The 15,079-nt window shown below is 71.8% G+C and carries 15 protein-coding genes and 5 pseudogenes; 12 read left to right on the top strand and 8 right to left on the bottom strand.

What is annotated here, in order from left to right; all coding sequences use genetic code 11:
- The first annotated feature begins 255 nt into the window (after nucleotides 1-255).
- A complete protein-coding gene (locus ABTY20_RS25080; RefSeq protein ID WP_351999300.1) occupies nucleotides 256-744 on the top strand; it encodes a carboxymuconolactone decarboxylase family protein in 489 nt (162 codons plus the stop codon).
- Between the two features lie 80 nt (nucleotides 745-824).
- Here the strand turns inward: ABTY20_RS25080 and ABTY20_RS25075 are convergent, their stop codons facing one another.
- Nucleotides 825-1,460, bottom strand: coding sequence for a VanZ family protein (locus ABTY20_RS25075; protein WP_351999299.1), 636 nt, complete (start codon nucleotides 1,458-1,460; stop codon nucleotides 825-827).
- 157 nt (nucleotides 1,461-1,617) lie between these two features.
- On the opposite strand from ABTY20_RS25075, the gene ABTY20_RS25070 reads away from it, so the two are divergent.
- A complete protein-coding gene (locus ABTY20_RS25070) occupies nucleotides 1,618-2,799 on the top strand; it encodes a sensor histidine kinase (RefSeq protein ID WP_351999298.1) in 1,182 nt (393 codons plus the stop codon).
- Nucleotides 2,796-3,446 (top strand): response regulator transcription factor, encoded by a 651-nt coding sequence (locus tag ABTY20_RS25065; protein ID WP_351999297.1) that lies wholly within the window; start codon nucleotides 2,796-2,798, stop codon nucleotides 3,444-3,446. The genes ABTY20_RS25070 and ABTY20_RS25065 overlap by 4 nt, the downstream gene beginning before the upstream one ends.
- 92 nt (nucleotides 3,447-3,538) lie before the next feature.
- Here the strand turns inward: ABTY20_RS25065 and ABTY20_RS25060 are convergent.
- The 3 genes and pseudogenes from ABTY20_RS25060 to ABTY20_RS25050 all read right to left on the bottom strand — a co-directional run.
- Nucleotides 3,539-3,634, bottom strand: a pseudogene (locus ABTY20_RS25060) (aldehyde dehydrogenase family protein); the annotation flags it as partial.
- Between the two features lie 307 nt (nucleotides 3,635-3,941).
- Nucleotides 3,942-4,274, bottom strand: a pseudogene (locus tag ABTY20_RS25055) (helix-turn-helix domain-containing protein); the annotation flags it as partial.
- Nucleotides 4,275-4,361: 87 nt separating this feature from the next.
- Nucleotides 4,362-5,912 (bottom strand): MFS transporter, encoded by a 1,551-nt coding sequence (locus tag ABTY20_RS25050; RefSeq protein ID WP_351999296.1) that lies wholly within the window; start codon nucleotides 5,910-5,912, stop codon nucleotides 4,362-4,364.
- 95 nt (nucleotides 5,913-6,007) lie between these two features.
- Here ABTY20_RS25050 and ABTY20_RS25045 point away from each other — a divergent pair, with 95 nt between their 5' ends.
- The 3 genes from ABTY20_RS25045 (at nucleotide 6,008) to ABTY20_RS25035 (ending at nucleotide 8,217) form a co-directional block, all read left to right on the top strand.
- Nucleotides 6,008-6,748, top strand: a complete 741-nt coding sequence (locus ABTY20_RS25045; protein WP_351999295.1) for a TetR/AcrR family transcriptional regulator C-terminal domain-containing protein — start codon at nucleotides 6,008-6,010, stop codon at nucleotides 6,746-6,748.
- Nucleotides 6,741-7,070 (top strand): DUF6204 family protein, encoded by a 330-nt coding sequence (locus tag ABTY20_RS25040; RefSeq protein WP_351999294.1) that lies wholly within the window; start codon nucleotides 6,741-6,743, stop codon nucleotides 7,068-7,070. Before ABTY20_RS25045 ends, ABTY20_RS25040 begins: the two co-directional genes overlap by 8 nt.
- 313 nt (nucleotides 7,071-7,383) lie before the next feature.
- On the top strand, nucleotides 7,384-8,217 hold the full coding sequence (locus ABTY20_RS25035) for an SDR family oxidoreductase (protein WP_351999293.1): 834 nt from the start codon (nucleotides 7,384-7,386) through the stop codon (nucleotides 8,215-8,217).
- Nucleotides 8,218-8,287: 70 nt separating this feature from the next.
- Here ABTY20_RS25035 and ABTY20_RS25030 read toward each other — a convergent pair whose 3' ends face one another.
- Together ABTY20_RS25030 and ABTY20_RS25025 are read right to left on the bottom strand one after the other, a co-directional pair.
- Nucleotides 8,288-8,740: a hypothetical protein gene (locus ABTY20_RS25030; protein ID WP_351999292.1), complete on the bottom strand. Its 453-nt coding sequence runs from the start codon at nucleotides 8,738-8,740 to the stop codon at nucleotides 8,288-8,290.
- 36 nt (nucleotides 8,741-8,776) lie between these two features.
- Complete coding sequence (locus ABTY20_RS25025) at nucleotides 8,777-9,394, bottom strand: TetR/AcrR family transcriptional regulator (protein ID WP_351999291.1); 618 nt, start codon at nucleotides 9,392-9,394, stop codon at nucleotides 8,777-8,779.
- A 65-nt stretch (nucleotides 9,395-9,459) separates the two neighbouring features.
- On the opposite strand from ABTY20_RS25025, the pseudogene ABTY20_RS35410 reads away from it, so the two are divergent.
- The 5 genes and pseudogenes from ABTY20_RS35410 (at nucleotide 9,460) to ABTY20_RS24995 (ending at nucleotide 12,945) form a co-directional block, all read left to right on the top strand.
- Nucleotides 9,460-10,290 (top strand): annotated as a pseudogene (locus tag ABTY20_RS35410) (SDR family NAD(P)-dependent oxidoreductase).
- Nucleotides 10,291-10,304: 14 nt separating this feature from the next.
- Nucleotides 10,305-11,264 carry an SDR family NAD(P)-dependent oxidoreductase gene (locus ABTY20_RS25010; protein WP_351999288.1) on the top strand — a complete coding sequence of 320 codons (960 nt, stop codon included), beginning with the start codon at nucleotides 10,305-10,307 and terminating at the stop codon, nucleotides 11,262-11,264.
- A gap of 234 nt (nucleotides 11,265-11,498) precedes the next feature.
- Nucleotides 11,499-12,359, top strand: a complete 861-nt coding sequence (locus ABTY20_RS25005) for a helix-turn-helix domain-containing protein (RefSeq protein ID WP_351999287.1) — start codon at nucleotides 11,499-11,501, stop codon at nucleotides 12,357-12,359.
- Complete coding sequence (locus ABTY20_RS25000) at nucleotides 12,356-12,562, top strand: DUF397 domain-containing protein (RefSeq protein WP_351999286.1); 207 nt, start codon at nucleotides 12,356-12,358, stop codon at nucleotides 12,560-12,562. The genes ABTY20_RS25005 and ABTY20_RS25000 overlap by 4 nt, the downstream gene beginning before the upstream one ends.
- 104 nt (nucleotides 12,563-12,666) lie before the next feature.
- Nucleotides 12,667-12,945 (top strand): hypothetical protein, encoded by a 279-nt coding sequence (locus ABTY20_RS24995; RefSeq protein ID WP_351999285.1) that lies wholly within the window; start codon nucleotides 12,667-12,669, stop codon nucleotides 12,943-12,945.
- 74 nt (nucleotides 12,946-13,019) lie between these two features.
- Here the strand turns inward: ABTY20_RS24995 and ABTY20_RS35405 are convergent.
- Nucleotides 13,020-13,109, bottom strand: a pseudogene (locus ABTY20_RS35405) (hypothetical protein); the annotation flags it as partial.
- A 119-nt stretch (nucleotides 13,110-13,228) separates the two neighbouring features.
- Nucleotides 13,229-14,596 (bottom strand): erythromycin esterase family protein, encoded by a 1,368-nt coding sequence (locus ABTY20_RS24990; RefSeq protein WP_351999284.1) that lies wholly within the window; start codon nucleotides 14,594-14,596, stop codon nucleotides 13,229-13,231.
- Nucleotides 14,597-14,689: 93 nt separating this feature from the next.
- Between ABTY20_RS24990 and ABTY20_RS24985 the strand changes: the two are divergent.
- Nucleotides 14,690-14,915 (top strand): annotated as a pseudogene (locus tag ABTY20_RS24985) (nitroreductase family protein); the annotation flags it as partial.
- Nucleotides 14,916-15,079 lie beyond the last annotated feature (164 nt).

Genomic DNA, 15,079 nt, shown 5'->3' with positions numbered 1-15,079 from the left:
TGGTGCAGCGCGATGGGAGCGCTCCCAAAGTCCATCGGCCCGTGACCGTACACCGGTGCGCCGGTGCGCGATAGCCGTGCGACGGCCGAAGAATGCCGCGCCGGGGGTGACCGCCGCCCGGGCGGAGCCGGCCGGGCACGTCGAGGTGGACGGTGGCGCGCGTCACACTCCCTTCCTGTCACGGGGAGCGGGCGGTCGGCATCTCGTGTTCAGCCCGGCGCGACACCGCGCGGGAACACGAGAGAGGACGAAGCCATGGATACCCGGTTCGACCTGTTCGAGAACGGGCTCGCCACCCGGTTCGCCAAGCGGTTCGCAGGTGCCGCCCTGGTGATCCACGACTCGCCGCTGCCGAAGTCCACCCAGGAGCTGGTGTCGCTGCGCGTCAGCCAGATCAACGGCTGCGGCCACTGCGTCGACATGCACGTCAAGGAGGCCGCGGCCGCCGGGGAGAGCGCGGTCCGCCTCCACCTGGTCGCCGCCTGGCGCGAGTCCACCGTGTTCACCGAGGCCGAGCGGGCGGCCCTGGCCCTCGCCGAGGAGGGCACCCGGCTCGCCGACGCCTCCCCGGGCGTCTCCGACGAAACCTGGGCCCTGGTCCGCAAGCACTACGACGACGACCGGACCGCCGCCCTGGTCACCCTGGTCGCCCTGATGAACGCGGCCAACCGCCTCGCGGTGATCACCCATCGGAAGGGCGGCTCGTACGAGGCGGGCATGTTCGCGGCGGCGGTCGGGGATTGATCCGCCGACGGAATCCGGGCCCGGCCCGGGATCAGCCGATCCGGGCCGGGCCCGGCCGCTCGGGGCCGGAGCGGGCGGGGTCAAGGGCGGACGACGGGGCCCGCGGCCGGGGCCTCCCGGGTGCCGTCGGCGGCCGCCGACGGCCGGCGGTCGGCCCGCAGCGCCGCGGAGCGGGGCAGCGCGGCCGCGAGGAGGGTTCCGCGCAGGGCCGACGCGCGCAGGGCGAGGGTCACCAGGGCGTAGCCCACGAGTCCGCCGAGCGTGTTGGCGATGAGGTCGTTGACGTCCACGGAGCGGCCGTTGTTCAGGACGATGTACGACAGCATCTGGGCGGCTTCCACGGCCAGGCTGGCCGCCGCCGTCATCAGGGTCGCCCGCGACGCCGAGGTGGCGTTCCGGAACAGCAGGGGCAGCAGGAAGCCGGCCGGCACCATCATGATGACGTTGGGGACCATGGTGACGTCCGCGGTGAGCAGCGGGATGAAGTTGATCTGGCCGATCCAGGGAGCCTGGTTGGCGTACTCGCCCCATGTCACGTTCAGCGGGAAGACCGTCAGGGACAGCACGGCGGCGACGTAGACGGCGGCGGCCAGCCGCAGCAGGCCCTGGCGCCTGTCCCACACCCCGCGCCGCACCCGGACGACGGTGCCGGCCGCGAACAGGACGAGCGCGGGGCCGAGAACGGGGGCGGAGTCCACCTGGAAGCGAATGTCCATGAGGGCTGATCCTTCGGGTCGGGTCGAGCGGTGCTGACGTGCTCCAGCCTCCTTCCGGGCCGGGCCCGGCGGATCTGCCGAAGGACCCATTCAGCGGCGGACGGCTACGACTTTCGGCAGAGGGGGACCGGTGTCGCGCGCGGCTAGGGTTCTCACCATGCTCAGACCACTGCGCGCGCCGGCCGCCGGCCGGTTCGCCGTCGGCGCCCTGCTGCTCTGCCTCCTCGGAACGGCCCTGCTGATCGACGTCGACACCGGCGCCCTCGGGCACCAGGGCGCCGGAATCCTGCTGCCCGTGTCGACGGCCGCGGCGGCGGCCGTCGCCTTCCCGGCCGTGGGGATCAAGTCGCCCCCCGCGGTGCTGGCGTGGGCGGCGTGCGGCGCGGCCCTGGTGTCGCTGGCCTGCTCGATCGGACTGCGCGTGGCGGCGGGCGGCGGTCCGGTCCTGGACCAGGCCTCCGACGCCTACACCCTGTTCGAGCCGACCGCCCTGATGGTGCTGCTGCACCTGACGGCGCGGCGGGGCTCCCCGGCCGGCACCGCCGTCGCCCTGCCGCTGCTGATGGCCGCCGTCGTCCTGCGCCCGCTGGTGATCGAGGTGGACGAGGCCAGCAGCATCGTCGCGCTCGTCCTGACGCTGGTGGCCGGCGGCGCCCTGGCCTCCGGCCTCACCGTCCGTCTGGTCGCCTCCTCCCGCCGGCAGCACGAGGAGCGGATCAGACTCGAACAGCGCCTGGGTTTCGCCCGCGACCTGCACGACTTCGTCGCCCACCACATATCCGGCATCGTGCTCCAGGCGCAGGGCGCCCGTGCCGTCGCGGCCAGGAAGCCCCAGGCGGTCGGCGACGCCCTGGAACTGATCGAGACCACCGGGGCGGAGGCGCTGACCGCCATGCGCAGGATGGTCGGCGCCCTGCGCGAGGACACCGTCCCGGACACCCGGGCACCGGGCACGGACGCCGTCCGCGCCCTCGTCGCCGGCTGCCGGCTCCCCGGGGCCCGGGTCGACTTCACCGAGACCGGCCCGGTCGACGGCCTGCCCGCGGACGCCGCCCACCTCGTGGAGCGCGTGGTCATGGAGGCGCTGACGAACATCCGCAAGCACGCCCACGGCTGCACCACCGCACAGGTGCACCTGGACGTCTCCCGCCGCCGGGTGACCGCGCGGATCACCGACGACGGACGCCACCGTCCGTCCGACGGCACCGGCTACGGACTGCGCGGACTGCGCGAGGTCGCCGGCGCCGCCGGGGGCACGCTGACCGCGGGTCCCCGTCCCGAGGCCGGCTGGCACGTCGTACTCGAACTCCCCCTCCCCCTGCGGCAGGTGCTCCGATGACCATCCGTGTCCTCCTCGCGGACGACCAGGCGATCGTCCGCACCGGCATGGCCATGATCCTGTCGGCCGAGGACGACATCGAGGTCGTCGCCCAGGCCGCCGACGGGGTCGCCGCGATCCAGCGGGCCGGCGAGCACCGCCCCGACGTCGTCCTCATGGACATCCGCATGCCGCGGCTGAACGGCATCGAGGCGCTGCGGCACCTGTGCCGTCCCGGGGCCGCGCACACCCCGAAGGTCGTCATGGTGACGACCTTCGACGACGACGAGTACGTCCACCAGGCCCTGCACCACGGCGCCTGCGGCTTCCTCCTCAAGGACGCGGGGCCCCGCCTGCTGGCCGAGGCCGTCCGCTCCGCCGCCTCCGGCGAAGCCCTCATCAGCCCCTCCATCACCGTCCGCCTGCTCCGGCGGTTCGCCCGCCCCGCCGCCGCTGCCGCCCCGGCCCGCCCCTCGCCGCTGTCCGAGCGCGAGACCGAGGTCACCGCCCTCGTCTCCCGCGGGCACACCAACGCGGAGATCGCCGCCGCCCTGCACATCAGCGCGGGCACGGTGAAGACCCACCTCACCAACATCCAGGGCAAACTCGGCGCCCGCAACCGGGTCGAGATAGCGGCCTGGGCCTGGGAATCAGGACTCACCCGCTGACCGGGCCGCACCTGACGGCCCCCGGGACGGAACGGACCGGTGCGGCCGCTCGGCGTCCCCCGGCCGCCCCGGGCGCCTGAACCGGCGGTGAGCCCGTACGGGGTGTCGTTGGCGAGCGTCACCGCCTCGTCGGCGCTGTCGACGACGTGGACGACGGTCGCCGGGCCGAAGACCTCGTCGTAGTGGATCCCTCACCTCCTTGGTGACCCCGGTGAGGACGACTGGGCGGATCAGGGTGCCCGGTTCCTCGATCCCGCCGGTTCCGGCGGCCGGCTCGGCGCCCCGGGAGACCGCGTCCGCGACGAGAGGGCGACCCGGCGGGCGGGACAGCGACGCGAGCGGGCGGCGATCGCAGTCTTCTCGTCGATCGACAGGACGACCGCTCCTGCGGGCGGCGCGAGGTAGAGGCGCGCTGCCAGAAGCCGGGGTGTCCCGGCGGGTGAGCCAGCCGCGGACCTTGCGCGGCTTCAGATCCGGATCCGCCAGGATCCGACCGGCCTGGGAGGCGGAGATGGGCGCGGAGCAGGTGCCGGCCACCTTCTGGGCGATGGCCCGATGCGGCCAGGTCGCCTCCGGATGGGGCGGCGCGCTGGTTGCTGTGGTCACGAGCGCCCCCCGCACCTCGGGCCCGTACGGTCTCGGCCGTCCCGACCGTTCGGCGTCGTGCAGGCCATCCATGCCGCAGGCCGCGAACCGTCCACGCCACTTGCGTACTGTGTTCAGGCTGGTAGCGCAGACGACAGCGATCTGGCTGTTCGTCAGTCCGTCCGCCGAGCCCAGCACGATCCTGGACCGTAGTACCTGCCGGACCTGCCCGGATGCGGACACAACGGTCCGCTCCAACCGCCTGCGAGTGGCCTCGTCCAGCACTACGACCACCGCCGTCGCCCGCCCCGTCCCCCGCTTGCCCCCCTCTTACTGGTAAGCCGGTTCGCCTTGCTGCGTCGGTTTGTCGGCGGACGCGGTGGCCTGGCTCGATGTCGAGCGGAGAAGGACGGCCACGAGCACAGCTGCGGTGGCCATGGCCGCGCCGCCGCAGCGCAGTGCCAGATGGAGCCCTTCGATGAAGGCGGCGTCCACGGCATCATGGACGGGTGCGGGCAGGATCCGGGTTCTGTCCGCGCCCTTGCCGGCGACCGAGTCTGCGATGCCCTGGCGGGTTTCAGGAGGAACGCCGAGCCGGTCGAGCGATCCGGTCAACGTGGTGGCCAGACGGCTGGTGAGAACGGCTCCCAGGGCGGCGACGCCGACGACGCCGCCGATCTCGCGCAGCATGTTGAGGGTCGCAGAGGCCATACCGGCCTGCGCGAGAGGGAGTCGCTTCATGACCATGATGGACACCGGTGTGAAGGTCATCCCCATGCCGATTCCCATGGCGAGCAACGCCCACAGATACTCCAGGTAGTGGGCGTGCTGACCGTAGAGCGAGAGGCCGCCGAGAGCTGCCGCGCACAGGGTCAGGCCGGTCACCAGCGGGATCCGAGGGCCGCAGCGCGCGGTGAGTGTGCCGGACAGCGGCGCGGTGACGACGATCATCGCGGTCATGGGCAGCCCCGCAAGGCCCGCGCTCGACGGCGCCCAGCCCATCACGTCCTGCATGAGCAACGGCAGGAAGAACGACGCCCCGAACATGCCGAAGCTGATCATGAAGCCGGTCACCGCGGCTCCGCTGAGCGCCGGGTCCCGGAAGAAGCGCAGGTCGAGCATGGGGTCGGTGGTGCGGAGTTCGACCGCGACGAAGGCCAGCAGGGCTACGGTCGCCGCCGTTGCGAGGGTCAGGACATGGGTGTCGGTCCAGCCTCGGGCCGGTCCTTCGATGAGTGCGTAGACCAGGGCGCCGAAGCCGAGCACGGAGAGCAACTGGCCCGGAAGGTCTACTCGCCTGGCCCTGCCCGCGAATTCCGGTAGCGCCCGGGCGGCGAGCAACAGCCCTGCCGCTCCGAGCGGGACGTTGATCCAGAACACACTGGCCCATCCGAACGCGTCCACCATCGGCCCGCCCAGGACCGGGCCGATCGCCAGGCCCAGGGCGGAGACACCGGACCAGAGCCCGACAGCGCGGGCCCGCTCCTTTTCGTCGGTGAAGACGTGCCGCAGAATCGACAGGCTGCCCGGCGTGAGCAGTGCCGCGCCGAGTCCTTGCAGCATCCGTGCGGCGATCAGCAGGCCGATCGCCCCGGCCAGTGCTGCCGCCGCTGATCCTGCCGTGAACAGTGCCAGTCCGGTGAGGAAGATCCGTTTGCGGCCGTATCGGTCGCCGAGGGTGCCGCCGGTGAGCAGGAGTGCGGCGTAGACGAGGCTGTAGCCCTCGACCACCCACTGCAGTCCGCTGACACCGGCGTGCAGCTGTTGCCCGATGCGAGGCAGGGCGTTGTTGACGATGACGTTGTCGAGCATCGCCATGAACATCGTGGTGCACAAGACGACAAGCACGAGCCCCTTGCGCCGGGAGGTGAACTCCTCCATCACATTCCCTAACGGTGTTAGTTTGGCATCCGGAACCGCAAGCTTGCCCCTAACAGTGTTAGTTTGCAAACTGGTTTTTTCGACGGAGGTGACCGATGGCACGAGACCGGGCAGCCGAGGGCGCTGCACAGCCAGGACTGACCCGCCAGACCCTCGTGGCGGCGGGCCTGCGGGTGCTGGAACGTGAGGGCATCAGCGGGCTGTCGATGCGCAAGGTCGCCGCCGAACTGGGAGTGAAGGCGGCTTCCCTGTACTGGCACGTCCGAAACAAGGAACAGCTACTGGACCTGCTCACCGATGAGCTCATGGCTGATGCCGAGGTGCCCCCCAGACAGGGCGACTGGCGGGAGCAGCTCCGCGAGTACTCGCTGCGTTACCGACGGCACCTGCTGGCCAAACGTGACTCCGCCAAGGTCGTCGCAGGGCGGCTCGCGCTCGGCCCGAACCTGCTGCGTCTCATGGAGGAGCAATTGGACCGGCTACGCGAAGCCGGATTCTCCGACGCCGACGCCGCCCTGGCCAACTACCTTCTCGGTGCCTTCGTCCAAGGCTTCGTGCTCCAGGAACAGTCACCCATCTCCGCATCCGAGACCGAGGGCGCCAGCCGTTCCGAAGTCGCCCAGGCGGCGGCCGACCGACTGCGCGGACTGCCGGAAACGACCTTCCCGAACCTCGTCGCTCTGGCCGGCGACCTCACCGCCCCGTCCATGGACGACCGCTTCGCCTTCGGCCTCGAACGTCTCCTCGACGGACTGGCCGTCCTGCTCACCGGGGACCACGTACACCCGACAGCCGAACCTGCCCCCCTCGAAGGGAAACCCTCACCCCATGAGTGACCGTACCTACCGCGTCATTGTCCGCGGGAGGTTTGCCGACCTCGACGAGACCCAGCGTGCCGCGCTCATCGAGAACGCCGCCGAACACGACCTCCTCAACGCCACGTTGACCGACGAGGGAACCCTTGTCTACGACCTGCCGCCACGTAATTTCACCTACCGCTGCGTAATCCGGCAACGTGAAGCCGATGACGCCGCCGCAGTCCAACGGGCCTGCGACAGAGCAGCTGCCGCCCTGGCCAACCGCGGAATCCGCCACAGCACGCTGCGCGGCACCGCCACCAGCCTCGACGACATGAAAATCCGGCGCCCCCGGCGCTGACCCACTGCTGTCTCAACGTCTCGCCGTCACGGCTTGCCACCGAGTCGGGAATGCCATCTGGCAGACGGCAACCACGACAAGACCCGATGCGGGCAGTGCGCTCTGTGCGCCGAAGCGTCCCACGAAGGCGGTGCAGCACCATCTGCTGTGCGTCAAGCCGCGACGGCTACGAGCGAACATGCCGCCTGACACCCCGACGGCTGCTTGCGCTTGGACCCCGTGGCCTGATTCACCCGCCCCTCAACGAATTTGCGCGGCGCTGCACTAGCGTGCGGCGGACGCGATCACCGGCCGACGGCGGGAGAAGACGACGATGATCCTTGTGACGGGTGCCACCGGAAACATCGGAAGCGCGCTGGTACGGCAGTTGCGCGGGGCCGGCGGCTCACCCGTGCGCGCCCTGACCCGTGACGCCGCCCGTGCCTCGTTCCCCGACGGGGTCGAAGCCGTCGAGGGTGACCTCGCCCGGCCGGCCTCGCTCGAGCCGGCGTTGGAGGGAGTGCGTTCTGTGTTCCTCGTGCCGGGCCCGGGCGCGGACGCGGACGTTCTCACCGCCGCCCGGCAGGCGGGTGTGGAGCACGTGGTGCTCGTGTCCTCCATCACGGTCCTGACCCATCCGCACCTGTCCGTCGCCGCCGGGAACCTGGCCGTCGAGCGGCTGCTCCGGGACAGCGGGATGAGCTGGACGATCCTGCGGCCGACACAGTTCGCGTCGAACGCCCTGTGGTGGGCGGCGTCGATCCGGGAGCACCGGTCGATCCGGACGCCCTACGCGGACGTCGGGCTTCCCACCGTCCACCCCGCCGACATCGCGGCGGTGGCCCGGGCCGCGCTGACCGGGCCCGGTCACCACGGACGGACGTACGCGCTGACCGGACCGGAACGCGTCACGCCCCGGCAGCAGGCCCGGGCGATCGGAACGGCCCTGGGGCACGAGGTGTCCGTCGAGGAGATCGGCCGGGACGAGGCGCACCGGCAGATGGCCCCCTTCCTGGGGGACCGGACCGCGCACGCGGTCCTCGACCTGATGGGCGGGGACGTCAACGACGCCCTGCTCGAGGTGCACGACACGGTCCGGCGGGTCACCGGCTCCCCCGCCAGGACCTTCGGGCAGTGGGCCGCGGAGAACGCCGCCGCCTTCCGCTGACGGTCCGGCCGCTGCGCCGCAGGCTCCCGTGGGATGCCGGGCGGCGCACGGGCGCCCGGAACGCACCCGGTCAGGTGCCCGTCGGGCGCAGTGCTCCGGCACGGAGCCTCTTCAGCAGGGAGGCCCGCTCCCGGGAGGACTTCGGCAGATCGTCCTGGACCCGGGTCCGGGCCGCACGGGTGGCCGCCGCGAGGTCGCTGCGGTTCTGACAGCGTGCATCGTCCTGGGCCAGCCGCTGCTCGCGGTGTCCGGTCCGTAACAGGGCCGAACGGTCCCCGCGGGCTTCGCCCACGGCTTCCTGAACGACGCCGCGGGCTTCCTGCAGCGTGTCCACGGACCAGCCCCGCCCCGCATGCAGGCGGCCGATGCCCTTTCCCGCGGGGAGGGGAACGGCCAGGAGGCGGTCGACCTGGTGGGGCCGCAGCGGCAGCAGCTTCTTCGGGAACTGCAGGACGAGCGAGTCGGCGGCGGGTGTGCTCCCGGCGACACTCGCCTCGAACGGAAGTGAACTGTCGTACAGCACACGGCCGACCCCCGGAGCACGGATCCTGCGGTTCGGTCAGCGCGGCTCCGTCGGGCGGGCACCTCGCAGGAACTGTGTCACCGCGGTGTCCACGAGTCCTTCGAGCCGTCCCGGCTCGATCATGCCGCTGTTGAGCAGGGACGTGATCCCCAGGACGGTGGCGTAGATGACGAGTCCGATGTCCTCCGGATCACCCTCCTCCAACTCGCCGCGCGCCTGGCCTTCTTCGATCAGGTCGCCGATCTGCCCGAACGCGGCTGCGGCGGCCTCGGCGACCGCGGTCGCCCCTGGGCGGTGCTTGCTGGAGTTCATCAGCCCGGTCAGCGCGGCATTCTCGGTCGCGAACCGGACGTAGGCCGACGCGAACGCGTGCAGGCGAGCGGGCAGGTCGTCCTCGTCGTCGATCTCGTCCACCGCGGCCCGCAGCTTCGCGCCCAGGCGGACGAAGCCCGACTCGGCGAGGGCGTCCAGCAGTGCGCGGCGGTCCGCGAAGTGCCGACGGGGCGCCGCGTGACTCACCCCGATGTCCCGCGCCAGGTCCCGCAGGGAGAGTCGCTCCACCCCGTGCGCCCTCAGGCTGCGCTCCGCCGCGTCGAGTAGCTCCGTGCGGAGATTCCCGTGGTGGTAGGGCCGCTGCTCGGTGGTGTCAGGCATGGGGCCAGCCTACTCAACGCAATGTTTCCATTGACAACAATGTTGCCAGTGACTACTCTCGCGGCATGTCCAGATCCTCTCCCGCCCACCTTCCCGACCCGACCGGCCGCACCGCCGCCGTCACCGGCGCGAACAGCGGCCTCGGGCGCGTCACCGCCCGTGTTCTCGCCGAGCACGGTGCGCAGGTGGTGCTGGCCGTACGCGATCCGGAGAAGGGGGAAGCGGCGGCGACCGTGGCGGGCCCGGTCCAGGCCCGCACCCTCGATCTCGCCGGCCTCTCCTCCCACGGGTGCCCGCCCACGCCCTTCCGGCCGACAACGCCGGTCCCTCCCTGGGGCCGTTCTCCCGGACCGCGGACGGATTCGAGTTGCGGTTCGGCACCGACCACCTCGGCCACTTCGCCCTGACGAGCCGCTCCTTCCGCGCGTCAGGGAGCGGGTCGTGACGGCGGCCCCGCTCGGGCATCGGATCGGCTCCCTGGACCTCTTCGACCTCCGGAGGGGGCGCAGACCGTACCGGCCGAGCGCCGCCCGTGCGCAGTCCGGGCCGGCCAACCTCCTGTTCGCCGTCGAACTCCGGCGCAGACTCACCCGCACGGCATCACACGCCGTCTCGACGGCCGCGCGTCCCGGCGTCCCCTTGCCGAACCTGACGCAAGCGCAGAAGAAGCCCTCCCTCGTTTTCCGCGTCGAGAAGTTCCTCGTCGGGTTCGTCGCCCACAACGCCGAGGAGGGCGCCCCGCCTGCGCCGTACGCCGCCACCGCGGACCTTCCCGGCGACAGCCATGTCGGCCCCGAGCGCGTGACGGCTCGGCGGCACGGCGGCTGTGGAAGGTGTCGGAGGAACTGACCGGCACGCGCTTCCCCCTCGATGCACCCGCTCCCCCTGCCTCGTGAAAGGACCCGCAACTGTGCCCCGTCCACGGAAAGATCCACGGAAGAACCCTCGTGAGCTGCACGAACTCGTCGTCGTCTCCGGTGCCTCGTCGGGCATCGGGGCTGCGACGGCGCAGGCCCTCGCCGCAATGGGCTACCACGTCCTCGCCGGGGTACGCACCGCCGGCGAGGCCGACGCCGTCCGGGCCGACGGCATCGAACCGGTCACCTTGGACATCACCGTCCCGGAACACATCCAGGCTCTGGCCCGGCGGATCGCCGACGACCCCGAGCGGCGCGCCCTGCGTGTCCTGGTCAACAACGCGGGGATCGAGATCAACGCCCCCGTCGAGGTGCTCCCTCTCGCCTTGTGGCGCGAGCAGTTCGAGGTGAACCTCTTCGGGCACATCGCCGTCATCCAGGCACTCCTGCCCTTCCTGCGGCGGAGCCGGGGCAGAATCGTCAACATCAGTTCCGTGGGCGGAGTGGCCGCGCTGCCCGTCTTCGGGGCCTACGCCGGAACCAAGTTCGCCCTCGAAGCGGCCAGCGACTCCCTGCGCCGCGAGGTCTCGGCGCACGGCGTGCAGGTGGTCGTGGTCCAGCCCGGCGGCGTCCGGACCGAGATGGCCGCCCGCAGCGGTGACGTCTCCCTCGAACTCGCCGCCGGGATGAGCGCCGAGCACCAGCGTCTCTACAGCGGCCTCATCGACGCGACGGTGTCGTCGAACACAGCCTTCCTCGAACGCGCCCTACCGGCGGCGAAGGCGGGGGCCAGGATCGCCAGGGTGGCGACCACGCCCCGCCCGCGCGCCCGGTACACCCTCGGCACGGACGCCGCCTTCATCATCCCCCTCGCCCGTTTCCTGCCGGCCCGGCTGATGGACGGCGTCCTCGCGATGAGCCACCGGTCCCGAACCCCTGGAACCGCGCCCACGCCCGCACCCGAGTCCACAGGGAGTCCTTCATCACCACGCTCGCCGACCGCATCGAACTGATCGAGCTGATGGGCCGCTGCGCCGGAGGTGGACCGCTGGATGGCCCGCTGAACCGGTTCGCCCGACACAGTCCTTCACTGCCTCTGGTCGTACGGGATTCCGTACGGCCGTTGTACGGGCCCGGGGCCGTGCCTCCGTCGTCGCGACGCGCGTTGAACAAGGCCCCGGCGACGGGCTGAGCGTCGCTGCGGTGCGGGTGGGCGGGGTGCGGTGCGGGACGAAAGGGCGTGAGGCATGAGCACGGTGCGGGAGACGCGGGGCGGTCGGGTGGCGAAGGCGAAGGAGGAGGGCGGGGGTGACCTGCCGGGGGCGTGGGCGGCGTACGGGAGGCTGCTCCAGCATCTGCGCAAGCGGGCCGGGCTGAACCAGCAGCAGCTCGGGGAGGCCATCGACTACTCGCTGGAGCAGGTCGCCTCGGTCGAGCAGGGGCGACGGCCGGCGAAGGCGGCGTTCACGCGGGCGGCGGACCGGGTGCTGGAGGCTGGCGGGGTTCTGGAGGTGCTCCAGGACGAGGTGGACCGGGCGAAACTGCCGCGATTCTTCCGCAACTTCGCGGTCATCGAGGCGGAGGTGGTGAGCCGCTTCTCGTACGATCCGCTGCTGGTGCCGGGGCTGTTGCAGACGGAGGGGTACGCGCGGGCGGTGTTCGCGGGGCACTGCCCGCCGCTGAGCGAGGAGATCATCGACCAGCACACGGAGGCGCGGTTGAGTCGGCAGAAGTTGCTGACGCGGGTGCCGCTGGCGGAGCTGTCGTTCATCGTGAGTGAGGAGGCGTTGCGCGATCCGGTGGGCGGCCCGGAGGTCATGGGCGAGCAGCGGCAACACCTGCTGGAGGTCAGCGCGCTGCGGAACGTGGAGGTGCAGGTCATGCCTGCCGGGCGGGGGTTCCATCCGGGTAAGAACGGGCCGTTCGTGGTGGTGGAGTCACACGAACACCGGATCCTCGGGTACTTCGAGTCCCAAGGGGTCGGGTGTGTCGTCACGGATCCCACCGAGGTCAGCGCGTTCTCGTTGCGGTATGGCAAGCTGCGATCGCAGGCCCTGAACGTCGAGGAGTCTGCACGACTCATCGAGCGGATGGTGGGAGAGACGTGAGCGTGGAGCAGGTGACCGAGAACGTGGACGGGCTGCACTGGTTCAAGAGCAGCTACAGCGGATCGGACGGCGGCGACTGCGTGGAGGTGGCCACCGGTCTCGACGCCGTGTACGTACGGGACTCCAAGGCCGCGGGCGACGGGCCGGTGCTGCGGGTCGGCCGGGGCGAGTGGGCGGCGTTCGTCGCGCTCACGGCGGGATAGCGCCGACCAGTACTTCCGAGCGGAACAACGGGCTGGTTCGCGTCACTTGAGGTGAGGCGAACCAGCCCGTCGTCATGCCGCCGGCTCAGGAGAGGGCGCCCTCGGTGCCCTCACCTGCCCTGCCGTTGCGTTCCGGACAGCAGACGGTGGACGGCGCGCCGGCGCCCGGCAGGGACTCCGTGCCCCTCCTCACCGTCGCCGGCCTGCTGACGGACGGCACCCCCAGCGGGCTCGTCGCCGCCGGATCGGCGCCCGTGATCGTCGAGAAGGGCGACGTCGTGGTCGCCGGTGTCGTGCGGGCGTACCGGGCGTGGGTGCACGAAGGGCCCCGATGGCCCTGGGGCCGCAGTTGTACGCCACGCGGGTGGACTCGGCCAGACTGAACGCGCACTTCCTCGCCGGCTGTCTGCGCGCGCCCTCCAGCGGACGTCAGGCGGGCACCCGCGCCTCCAGTTCGTCACGGGTCGACATACGGCGTCTGCAGGTGCTCCAGCTCCCCGTCGCCGTGGTGGGCGACGGCGCGGCCGGCCGCCGTCAGGGCGTCGAGGAGGGTGAGGACGACCGTCGTCGCGCTGCCCGCGGTGCAGGAAGGACCGACCGATCAGGCGTCCCGTCCGACCGCCTACGGACATGATCAGCCGTTTTCGGGCCGGGCCCGGTCGGGAATCACGGGGTGCCCAGGTACGTGGTCGCCTCGACCTCGTTCAGGTGGATGAGGACGTCGTGGGCCTCGCCGAGGGCGATCCGGTACTCCGTGGGGTCGGGCCAGCCGGCGCCGATGTTCCGGGTGGGGCGCGGCTCGGACAGCCAGGTGCGCAGGGAGCGGGGGACGGTGCGCAGGTCCAGGATGTAGTCGCGGGGGCGGGCCCGGTCCAGGACGTGTTCGTTGGAGCCCGGCCGCGCCGCGTCCACGCGGTAGGTGCGGATCACGTCGTCGTCCGTGCCGAACGCCTTGAAGGCGCCGCTGTGGAAGGTGAAGCCGATGCTGACGTAGCCGCCGCCCAACGTGTCGCGCAGGAAGGCGCCCTGGGTCTTCGGGTAGCGCGGGTCGAAGGCGTCGTAGGAGACGTGGGTGTTGTGGGCGGACAGCAGGATCCGGTCGCCGGTGTGCTCGTGCCACCAGGCCGTGTTCTCGGCCATCACCCGGTCGCGGTACCTCATCATCCGTATGACCTGGGCCTCGTCGGCGATGTCGTAGGAGTAGCCCTGGGCCATCTGGTGGATGGCCCTGGCGTGCTGGACCGCCCAGAGGTGCTCCTGCCGGCTCGCGCCGGGGGCCGTGGGCTGCTTCCGGAGCAGTTCGAGCACCTTCCGGGTGCGGTCGGCGCGCTTCTCGCGTTCCGTCAGGGGCAGTTCGAGGTAGCGCTCCAGGTAGGTGGCGGCGTCGGCGGTCGGGGCGAGGCCGTCGTAGAGGGCGGTGACGCGTGACCGCAGGTGCGGGTGGACTCGGGACACGTGGTCCGTCACCCGGCGGTACAGCTCCGGTCCCGCGTAGCCCATGTCGTTGCCCGCGAAGCGCACGGGGTCGGCGGGGTGGTGGCGGTTGTAGGAGCGCATCCACTCGATGAGGTTCAGGTAGTCCGCGTTGTTCCAGATGCGGTAGGAGCCCTGGAATTCCTCGCGCGCTATGCGCTCCAGGTCCCCCTCGCCGTACAGCACGTACTCGTCGATGCGGACGCCGCTGCTCCAGGGCAGTTCCAGGGAGAAGGTGCGGAAGCCCTTCTCCTCCACCAGGTAACGCAGGACCCGGTGCTTCATCCGGAAGAAGTCCCGGGAGCCGTGGGTGGCCTCGCCCAGGCCCACCACCTCGGCGTCCCCCACCATGCGGCCCAGCGCGCTCAAGTCCCGGAGGCTGCCGCCGGGTTCGGTGCTCCTCAGTGTGTGGGCGCTGCGCCCGATCGCGTCGGCCACGCTCGTCGCGCTCCCGGAGGAGGAGTGCTTCGGTGCCGTGGCGGTGACCGGGGTGGCCACCGCCACGGCTCCCAGGGAGAGGAGGAGGGCCGAGGAGAGGAGTGCTGCCCTGCGTGGTGTCATGCAGGCAGGTTCCCGCGGGCACGGATGTCCGCGCCAACCCCTGGGCTACCCACCTGCGAGTACCGCAGGCACTACCGGTCGCGGGGGTTCGGGGCCGATGGTCCCTGTCTCGAGCAGGACCTGCTGCTCGTCGCGCGGGCCCCGGGTCCGGCCGCCGACATCACCGTCCGGCACCTGTTCCTGGGGGGGTGGAAGGCGGCCCTCGGCATTCCGGGGGCATGAACACCTTCGCGGCCGTCCCGGTGGGTGGCCGCGCGGCAGGTTCGGTCCGGTGAGCCGCCGTCCGGTCGGGGGGGTCGTGCACCGCGACCGCTGGTAGGCGCCGCGGCGCCCCGGCCGTCCGGTCGGCGCTCCCGCGCGACCGGGCACGCACGGCCGGGCCGGGCGCCGGGGGGGGGGCGGGGCGGGCGGCGGGGGGGGCGGGGGCGGGGGGAGCCGCCTGGGGGGTAGCGCCGGTGGTGGGGGGGGGGGGGTGGGCCCCGC

The organism is Streptomyces sp. NPDC126497, from assembly GCF_040302425.1.
GTDB lineage: Bacteria > Actinomycetota > Actinomycetes > Streptomycetales > Streptomycetaceae > Streptomyces.
The sequence above is the reverse complement of the archived record's forward strand: the minus strand, read 5'-3'. Positions and strand labels throughout refer to the sequence as shown.